This is a genomic window from Devosia sp. (assembly GCF_040509215.1).
Taxonomy (GTDB): Bacteria; Pseudomonadota; Alphaproteobacteria; order Rhizobiales; family Devosiaceae; genus Devosia.
The window spans coordinates 1-8073 of record NZ_JBEVLL010000021.1 but is presented as its reverse complement, the minus strand read 5'-3'; the positions used below and the strand labels follow the sequence as shown (position 1 = coordinate 8073).

At 61.9% G+C, this 8073-nt stretch carries 7 protein-coding genes and 1 pseudogene; 1 reads left to right on the top strand and 7 read right to left on the bottom strand.

The genetic code is table 11. The annotated features are described in order from the left end of the window. A pseudogene (locus ABW043_RS01070) lies at positions 1-303 on the top strand (NtaA/DmoA family FMN-dependent monooxygenase); the annotation flags it as partial. On the opposite strand, the gene ABW043_RS01065 reads toward ABW043_RS01070, so the two are convergent. From ABW043_RS01065 to ABW043_RS01035, 7 genes are all read right to left on the bottom strand, one after another. After that, positions 300-746, bottom strand: coding sequence for an RrF2 family transcriptional regulator (locus ABW043_RS01065; protein WP_353919394.1), 447 nt, complete (start codon positions 744-746; stop codon positions 300-302). The pseudogene ABW043_RS01070 and the gene ABW043_RS01065 overlap by 4 nt on opposite strands. Positions 747-924: 178 nt before the next feature. Beyond that, entirely contained in the window at positions 925-1830 is a 906-nt protein-coding gene (locus ABW043_RS01060; RefSeq protein WP_353919393.1) for a siderophore-interacting protein, read from the bottom strand. A 2-nt stretch (positions 1831-1832) separates the two neighbouring features. After that, complete coding sequence (locus tag ABW043_RS01055) at positions 1833-2147, bottom strand: hypothetical protein (protein WP_353919392.1); 315 nt, start codon at positions 2145-2147, stop codon at positions 1833-1835. A gap of 684 nt (positions 2148-2831) precedes the next feature. Next, positions 2832-3890: an ABC transporter ATP-binding protein gene (locus tag ABW043_RS01050; RefSeq protein WP_353919391.1), complete on the bottom strand. Its 1059-nt coding sequence runs from the start codon at positions 3888-3890 to the stop codon at positions 2832-2834. Positions 3891-3899: 9 nt separating this feature from the next. Further along, complete coding sequence (locus tag ABW043_RS01045) at positions 3900-6101, bottom strand: glycoside hydrolase family 2 protein (protein ID WP_353919390.1); 2202 nt, start codon at positions 6099-6101, stop codon at positions 3900-3902. 6 nt (positions 6102-6107) lie between these two features. Beyond that, positions 6108-6926, bottom strand: coding sequence for a carbohydrate ABC transporter permease (locus tag ABW043_RS01040; RefSeq protein ID WP_353919389.1), 819 nt, complete (start codon positions 6924-6926; stop codon positions 6108-6110). Continuing rightward, positions 6923-7753 carry a carbohydrate ABC transporter permease gene (locus ABW043_RS01035; RefSeq protein ID WP_353919395.1) on the bottom strand — a complete coding sequence of 277 codons (831 nt, stop codon included), beginning with the start codon at positions 7751-7753 and terminating at the stop codon, positions 6923-6925. The genes ABW043_RS01040 and ABW043_RS01035 overlap by 4 nt, the downstream gene beginning before the upstream one ends. Positions 7754-8073 lie beyond the last annotated feature (320 nt).

Genomic DNA, 8073 nt, shown 5'->3' with positions numbered 1-8073 from the left:
ATGGGCCTCGGGCTTTCGGACCTGCTGACGCACGAAAAGCTGACGGCGCGTGAAGCGGTCCGGCGATCAGAAGGATACCACCGGCTGGTGCTTGGTACGCCGGAAGAGGTGGCCGACCAGATCATCGATCTTTGGGAGGACGGGACGGTGGATGGCTATACCTACCAGCCGCCGCGGGCACCGGATGATATCGAGGAATTCGTCGACAAGGTCGTGCCGATCCTGCAGGATCGTGGCGTCTATCCTACTGAATATGAAGGCAAAACGATCCGGGACCGTTACGGCCTGCCTTATCCGGATTAGGCGACGAGGTCGTTGCTGATGCTCTCGATACCGCCGGCGGCCTGCATGTCGGCAAGGCTGGTGTTGTCGAGGACCTCGGCGATGGCATTGCGGACGTTGAACATCAGCTTGCGGACGCGGCAGGTTTCGATGTCGCAATCGGCGCAGGGCTGGTAGCGGGTCTTGCTGGCGCAGGGGATCGGCGCCAGCGGGCCATCGAGCACGCGGACAACGTGGCCGATCATGATTTCTTCAGGCGGGCGAGCAAGATAGTAGCCGCCGTACTTGCCCTTGCGGGAGTAGACGAAGCCGGCATTGCGCAGCTCTGAGAGGATGGCGTCGAGGAATTTCTTCGGGATGTTATTGGTGGTGGCAATGTCGCCGACCATGGCCAAGTCGCCGGGCTTCACGCCGGAGAGGTGACCCAGAGCCTTCAGACCATATTTGCCCTTGTTGGTGAGCATAGCGAACCGACCATCCTTCAAGCTGCGCGAAATTTTCGCGCAGTTGGTAGATAAAGTCGATCAATCTTCTTAACAAGAGGCTCATAGCCAGAAGAGGGACGAATCCGCCCCTATTCGGTTAGCAGACTGTTCCCCCTGAGCTTCGCACTTGGCCGCCAAGTGCGAAAAAGCTGCTGCGCTACTCGTAAACCTTGCCGAAGCGCCAGTAGCCCATGAGGTTGAGAAGGCTTCGGTCGATGCCGCGTTCCTTGATGAGGAGGCGGCGGATGGACATGATGGCTTCTGACTCGCCGGCGATCCAGGCGTAGAAAGCGCCCTCAGTCGCCTTGGCCAATTCCCAGGGGACGTTCCTGTCGATGTCGATGTTTTCGAGCTCGACAGCGGTCTGTTCGACATTGGCGGCGGGGAGTTTGGCGCGATCGACGGCGGCGACGAGGAGATCGCCGGGGCGCGGGTCGCCCTGTTCGTGGCGGATGAGCCAGTTGACCACGAGGCCGGACCAGGTTGGGAGGGCCAGAGCGTCGGCGCGGTCGGCGACTTCGGCGAAGACTTCGCAGGGCGGCGGGCTTTTGCGCGCGGCGAGTTCTTCGAGGATGCCGGCAAGGGCGGGGACGGCGGTTTCATCGGCCATGAGGAGGACGTGGCGCGGATCGGCGGGCGGCTTCCACTCAAAACCGCCGCCGATCTTTTCAGCGCGGCGATTTGGGGCCGAGATCTGCACCTTGTCGCCCGGCTTGGCGTGGGTGGCCCAGCGCGAGGCGGGACCGTTCTCGCCGTGGAGAACGAATTCGACGTCCACTTCGGCCTCGTCGGCGCGGAGGTTGCGGATGGTGTAGGTGCGCATGGGAACGCGCTCGGCGACCGGGACCGACTTGTAGGTCGCGTACCAGTCTTCAGCGTCCGGCATGTTGGGCATGCGGCCATTGTCGGTGGGGAAGAAAATCTTGATGCGCTGGTCTGGGGACCAGGTGGCCATCTCGGCGATTTCCGGGCCGGCGAAGGTGATGCGGCGCAGATGCGGGGTGACGTCTTCGGAGCGCGCGAGGGCCGCGTTGAAAATACGATAGGGACGTGTGTGCGACATGTTCAGGCGTGGCCGATGACGGGAGAGAGGGCGAGCGGGGAGCGAGCGCCGTTGAGGGCCGCGCGGGCCAAGGCGAATTGCAGGGCGTGGACGTCGGCGTATTCGGACGGCTCCCAGCCGCAGACGCAATTGCGCGGCGGCAGGTGTGAGTCGGCGACTTCCCGATAGACCTTGCCGAGAGCCGTGGCGAGATGCTCGAGCACATCCATGGGCTGGGCCTGATTAATCTCCAGCGCTTCGCAGAAGAGGGTCAGGACGCGCTGGTGGAGAATATCGGCATTGTCGCGGTCGGCGGCGGTTTCGGCAGTTTCGTGCATGGCGGCTCCGGGCAGTGGCCAGAGCGGCGCCCGCTTTAATATGATTTGTTTGGTCATGTTAAAGGAGGGTGGGGTGGGATGCAAGGGGCGTCGGACGCTGGGGACCTCAACCTCTTGAGCCGGAGAGATTGCCGGCCGCTTCGTGGCTCTCCTTTGCCCCACCCTTATTACCTCTCCTTTAAGGGGGGAGGCGCAAGCTGAGGCCACGGTCCACCGTTCTGCTTGAGTGGCGGTCTCGACGCCGGGCATCGGCGTGTCGTCGCCACCGGGCTTGTCCCGGTGGTCCATGCGGAGGCGAGATGGATTGCCGGGACAAGCCCGGCAATGACAATAGAAAGGGTGGTAGGTGGAGTACGTGCCCCAGGACAAGCAGGGATTCCCGCTTTCCCGGGGATGACACTGTGAGAGCTGAGGGAACCGCGCGCGTCCAGAGGGAACAAGCCTTCATCAAAGCTGCTGTTAACTTGGGTACATAGCACCCCCACCCTTGATCCCTCCCCACAAGGGGGAGGGAGACGATGGCCGAGAGGCTACGGCTCCCAAAATCGGCACCACCGGGCTTGTCCGGGTGGTCCATGCCATTGGCGGGATGGTCCCCCAAGATGGATTGCCGGGACAAGCCCGGCAATGACGACGGAGTGGAGGGTGTCGCGCTCGCCCTAGACTGGCGGGCCAAACCGGCGACTACCGAATGCGCTTGCCGTCTTTGCCGAAGATGAGGAGCGAGGCGGGGTTGAACCTGGCTTGGTAGTGGTCGCCGGTTTTGAGGGTGCGGTTGTTGTCGGTGGCGATGGTGAGGAGGTTGGAGCCGGCGCCGCGGGCGTAGGCGTAGGTTTCCCCACCGAGGTGTTCGATGATTTCGACCGAGGTCTCGAGAGCGGCGGTGCCGGTCGGGTCGAAATGTTCGGGGCGGATGCCGACCGTAACGGTGGTGCCGGCGGGCACGGCGACGGGCGAGGGCACGAGGTGTTCGGGGAAATCGGCGAGGCGGATGCCGCCGGCTTCGGCAGTGCCGGCGAGGAGGTTCATTTTGGGCGAACCGATGAAGCCGGCGACGAAGAGATTGTCCGGGTTGTCATAGAGTTCGAGCGGCGAGCCGGCCTGTTCGATGACGCCATCGCGCAGCACCACGATCTTGTCGGCCAGGGTCATGGCTTCGACCTGGTCATGGGTGACGTAGATGATGGTGGTGTTGAGCTCCTTGTGGAGCCGGGCGATTTCGATGCGCATATGGACGCGCAGTTCGGCATCGAGATTGGAAAGCGGTTCGTCGAACAGGAACACATCCGGGTGACGGACGATGGCGCGGCCAATGGCGACGCGCTGGCGCTGGCCGCCAGAGAGCTGGCCGGGCCTACGGTCTAGCAGTTGGCCGAGTTCGAGAATGCGGGCGGCTTCGTCGACGCGCTTGGCGATCTCTTCCTTGGGGCGGCCGGCGAACTTGAGGGCGAAGCCCATGTTTTCGCGGACAGTCATATGCGGATAGAGCGCGTAGGACTGGAACACCATGGCGATGCCGCGATGAGCGGGATCGACCTCGTTCATGCGCTTGTCGCCAATGAACAGATCACCCGAGGAGATCTGTTCGAGGCCGGCGATCATGCGCAGGAGGGTGGACTTGCCGCAGCCCGAGGGACCGACGAAAACCACGAACTGCTTGTCTTCGATGTCGAGATCGACGCCCTTGATGACATCCACCGCACCAAAGGACTTCTTCACATTTCGGAGTTTTAGACCAGACATTGGTAATCCTCAGACGGCGGTGAGAGTGGTGACGGAGCGGCCGAGCCGCTCGTTGGTGACGGTGACTGTGATCGGGCCCTTGCCGGTGGTGCGCAGCCAGAAGCCGGTGGAGCCGGCCCGCAGTGGCACGAGGCCGGGGCCGAGACGCTCGGCCGCACCAGACACTTCGATGGAAACCGGCTCGGGGAAGAAGGGGAGCTTCTTGCCCGACTGATCGAGCGCCCGGACCATGACGCGAACCGTATCGCCTTCCGCACCGAGTTCGGTGTGGTCAGGGGTGACCTGAAGTTCGGTCGCGATCGGATCGGAGATGAACTTGACCGTCTTCACGACCTGGCCATTGATGTAGCCGGTGATGACGGCGTCTTCCCAGGACATGCCCCAGAGGCCGAGTTCTTCGTCGGTCAGGTGCTCGCGCTTGATGACGACGGGCGCATGGGGGAGATGCGGAAATGCTTCGCGATCCGGGCGGAAACGCTTGGGCGCGTTGGTGCCGTAGGTCAGTTCGACCTCGTCGCAATTGGTGAGGATCATCAGCGGCAGCACGCCGCCGATATTGCGCTCGCCGCGGGCCCAGAAGGTGACGGGCTTGAGGATGACTTCATCCTCGGGCTCGCACTGGCTGGCATAGGCGAAGGCAGCAAACTTGGGCTCGCGGAACATGTCCATGACGCCATGGTGGCAGAGGCGGTCGCCGGAGCCGAAATCCTTGTGGGTGTTGTAGTCGAAGGCGCACCAGCCGATGCAGCCGGCGATCTGCGGATCGCCATAGGCAGCATTCATCACCTCGAGGTGGCGGCGAACGTGCTCGGCCTGGCGCTGTTCCTGGTCGTTGCTCTTGGTGGGGTACATGTGCCCACCATATTCGGTGATCATATAGGGCACGACGCGGTCGAGACCGGTGACTTCCTGCTGCGGACGCAGCGGGGTGCGCGGGCGATTGCCGCCCCATTCCTCGTTGCCGAGGATGAAGTCGTTCATGGTGTAGACGTCTTCGAGCAGCTCGCTATCGGTGATGTAGCGGACGCCGCCGGTCTGGCGGGTGGGGTCGAGTTCGCGGGCGAGCTTGTTGGTGCGGACGTAGAAATCGTGGTCGTCCTGGCTTTCGTTGATGCGGACGCCCCAGATGACGATGGAAGGGTGGTTCCAATCGCGGGTGATCATGCGGCGGACGTTCTCGACCGCTTCATCCTTCCACTCGGCGGGGCCGATATGCTGCCAGCCGGGGATCTCTTCGAACACGAGCAGGCCGAGTTCGTCGCAGCGATCGAGGAAGTAGTGGCTCTGGGGATAGTGCGAGGTGCGCACCATGTTGAGCTTGAGCTCGTGCTTGAGGATTTCGGCATCCTGCACCTGCGCCGACTTGCCAAGCGCATAGCCGCTATAGGGGAAGGACTGGTGACGGTTGAGGCCGCGCAGTTTCAGCAGCTTGCCGTTGAGCTTGAAACCCTCGGTGGTGAATTCGGCGCTGCGGAAGCCAAAGCGGATATCGGCGCTGTCCTGGCCGGCTGACGTGTCGATGGTGATGGCAAGCGTATAGAGCGTCGGTGTCTTGAGGTCCCAGAGGGTGATGTCAGTCAGGTGATCGAAGCTGATATTGACCGAGGAACCAGAGATGGCGGCGTCGGTGGTGGCGACGATCCGGCCCGAGGCGTCTTCGATGGCGGCGACGAGCGTGCCGGAGAGCGGCAGATTCTGGGGGTTGGAGAGCTCAATGCGGGCGCGGACGGACTTTTTGTCGGCCAGCACGTGGGGCGTTTCGATCTTTGCATTGCCAACGAAGATCGGCGCGGTGACGCGGATCCAGGCTTCGCGATAAAGGCCGGCATAGGTCAGATAGTCGATCTGGCCGCCGAAGGGTGGGATGGCGGGGTTTTCGCTGCCGTCGATGACGACCTTGAGGACGTTTTCGCCGTCCTTCAAGAGGCCGGTCAGGCGGCCTTCGAAGGGAGTGTAGCCATCCTTGTGGGCAGCGATTTCGGTGCCGTTGAGATAGACGCGGGAATTGGCCATGGCACCATCGAACACCACGGAGACGTCCCTGCCCTGCCAGCTTTCCTCGGCGTTGAAGCGCTTTTCATAGGTGAATTCGCGCTGGTAGGCCTTTTCGTCGAAATAGGAGAAGGGCAGCTCGACCGCATTATGCGGCAGGCGAACGCTGTCCTTGCCTTCGAAGAGCCAGTCGGAATTGAAATCGATCAGAGGGCGCATAGGGTTCTACTTAACGGCGCCCAGCATGCCTTCGACGAAGCGGCGCTGGAGCAGGAAGAAAATGATGAGGGTGGGAAGCGTGGCGACGATGGCGCCAACCATGATCACCCCGAAGTCGGGGGTGTAGCCGGCATTGAGAGCCGCCACCGCGAGGGTCATCGTGAACATGTCGTTGGTCTGCAACACGATCAGCGGCCAGAGGTAGCTGTTCCAATTGGCCATGAAGACGATGATCGTTGCCGCCGCATAGGTCGAGCGCATGACCGGCATGTAGACCCAGAAGAAGATCTGCCACTCCTTGAGGCCGTCGATTTTTGCTGCATCGCGCAGCTCGTGGGGGAAGGCTTTGGTCGCCTGGCGGAAGTAAAAGATGATGAAGATCGAGGCGATCGAGGGCAGGATGATCGCCTGGAACGTGTTGATGAGTTTCAGGTTCGCCATCATGATGAAGAGCGGGATCATCAGAGCCGCGAAGGGAATGGAGAGCATCAGCAGGAGAACGCTGAATATCCGTTCCCGCGCCTTCGAGCGGAACATCTCAAAGCCATAGCCAGCCATGGATGCGACGAGCAGCGTCAGCACCGAGCCGACACCGGCCACCAGAAGCGAATTGAACAGGACGCGCGGCAGATCCACCTGCGCCAGGAACTTTCCAATGTTGTCGAACAGCGCGGACCCGGGCGTCGCCTTGCCCTTGATGACGTCAGCCGAGACATTGGTTGCGGCCAGCACCATCCAGATGAACGGAAAAACCGAGACGAAAGCTGCGATGGACAGGAGCACGTATTGAGACGTGCGACCGATGAGCGCCATGGGATTGCTCATGCCTTGCGCTCCCGGGCAGCGAAGAACTGCAGCACGCTCAGAAGCGCAACCAGCACGACGATGACGTAGCTGACCGTGGCGGCGTAGCCGAAGCTGGGCATGAACTTGAAGCTCAGATTGTAGATGTACATCGACAGGGTCAGCGTGGAATCCGAGGGGCCGCCCAGCGTGATTAGGTTTGGCTCATCGAAGAGCTGCAGGGTGCCGATGGTGGAGATGACCGAGGTGAAAAGGATGACAGGCTTCAGCATCGGCACGGTGAGGTACCAAAAGCGTGCCCATGCCGGCACGCCGTCGATGCGCGCGGCCTCATAGATCGAGCGGTCGATGTTCTGCATCGCTGCGAGATAGAAGATCATGTTGTAGCCCGTCCATCTCCAGGTGATGGCGGTGACGATAACGAACTTGGCCCAGAAGGGATCGGCGAGCCAGGCGATGGGGCCATCGATGATGTTGAGCGTAAGCAGGGTCTGGTTGATGATGCCGTCGCCGGCGAACATCGACTTGAAAATCACCGAATAGGCAACCAGCGAGGTCACGCAGGGCAGGAAGATGGCTGTGCGGAAGAAGCCCCGCCCCCAGAGCCTTGAATTGTTGAGCGCACTGGCGAAGAGAAGCGCCAGGACCAGCATGACCGGAACCTGGATGGCGAGGAAGATCAGCGTGTTGGTGAGGGCTCGCAGGAAGACGGGATCCTGGGTGAGGCGGGTGATATTGGCCAGCCCGCCGAAACTGAGCTGCATGCCACGCCCGGTCTGGAAGCTCATCCAGAGCGACCACAGGATCGGATAGATCATGAATACGCCGATGAGCACCAAGGCGGGCATGATGAAAGCCCAGCCGTTGATCTGTTCCCTGCGCGCAATCTGCGAATTCGCCACGCCATACTCCCCTTTGTGCAAGCGACCACCAGGCCGGGCCGAGCCCCGCCAATAGCCCGATGACCTTCACCCCTGAGGGCGAAGGCCACGGGAGGCCGAAGGCGCCGGAGCGCCTTCGGGTAGAGGCTTACTGGGTCTGCTGACGGACCTGAGCATCGATGGTGTCGATGATCTCGTCGATATTGCCGCCCGAGGTGATAGCCGGGATCTGGGCCACAACGGCCCCGTCAGCTTCTTAGGTGAAGATGCCCTACATCACGCCCGGG

Excerpts from the sequence above, each read along its gene's own strand:
- ABW043_RS01065 (WP_353919394.1), bottom strand. The coding sequence starts at position 746 with ATGCTCACCAACAAGGGCAAATATGGTCTGAAGGCTCTGGGTCACCTC.
- ABW043_RS01060 (WP_353919393.1), bottom strand. The coding sequence starts at position 1,830 with ATGTCGCACACACGTCCCTATCGTATTTTCAACGCGGCCCTCGCGCGC.
- ABW043_RS01055 (WP_353919392.1), bottom strand. The coding sequence starts at position 2,147 with ATGCACGAAACTGCCGAAACCGCCGCCGACCGCGACAATGCCGATATT.
- ABW043_RS01050 (WP_353919391.1), bottom strand. The coding sequence starts at position 3,890 with ATGTCTGGTCTAAAACTCCGAAATGTGAAGAAGTCCTTTGGTGCGGTG.
- ABW043_RS01045 (WP_353919390.1), bottom strand. The coding sequence starts at position 6,101 with ATGCGCCCTCTGATCGATTTCAATTCCGACTGGCTCTTCGAAGGCAAG.
- ABW043_RS01040 (WP_353919389.1), bottom strand. The coding sequence starts at position 6,926 with ATGAGCAATCCCATGGCGCTCATCGGTCGCACGTCTCAATACGTGCTC.
- ABW043_RS01035 (WP_353919395.1), bottom strand. The coding sequence starts at position 7,753 with ATGCCCGCCTTGGTGCTCATCGGCGTATTCATGATCTATCCGATCCTG.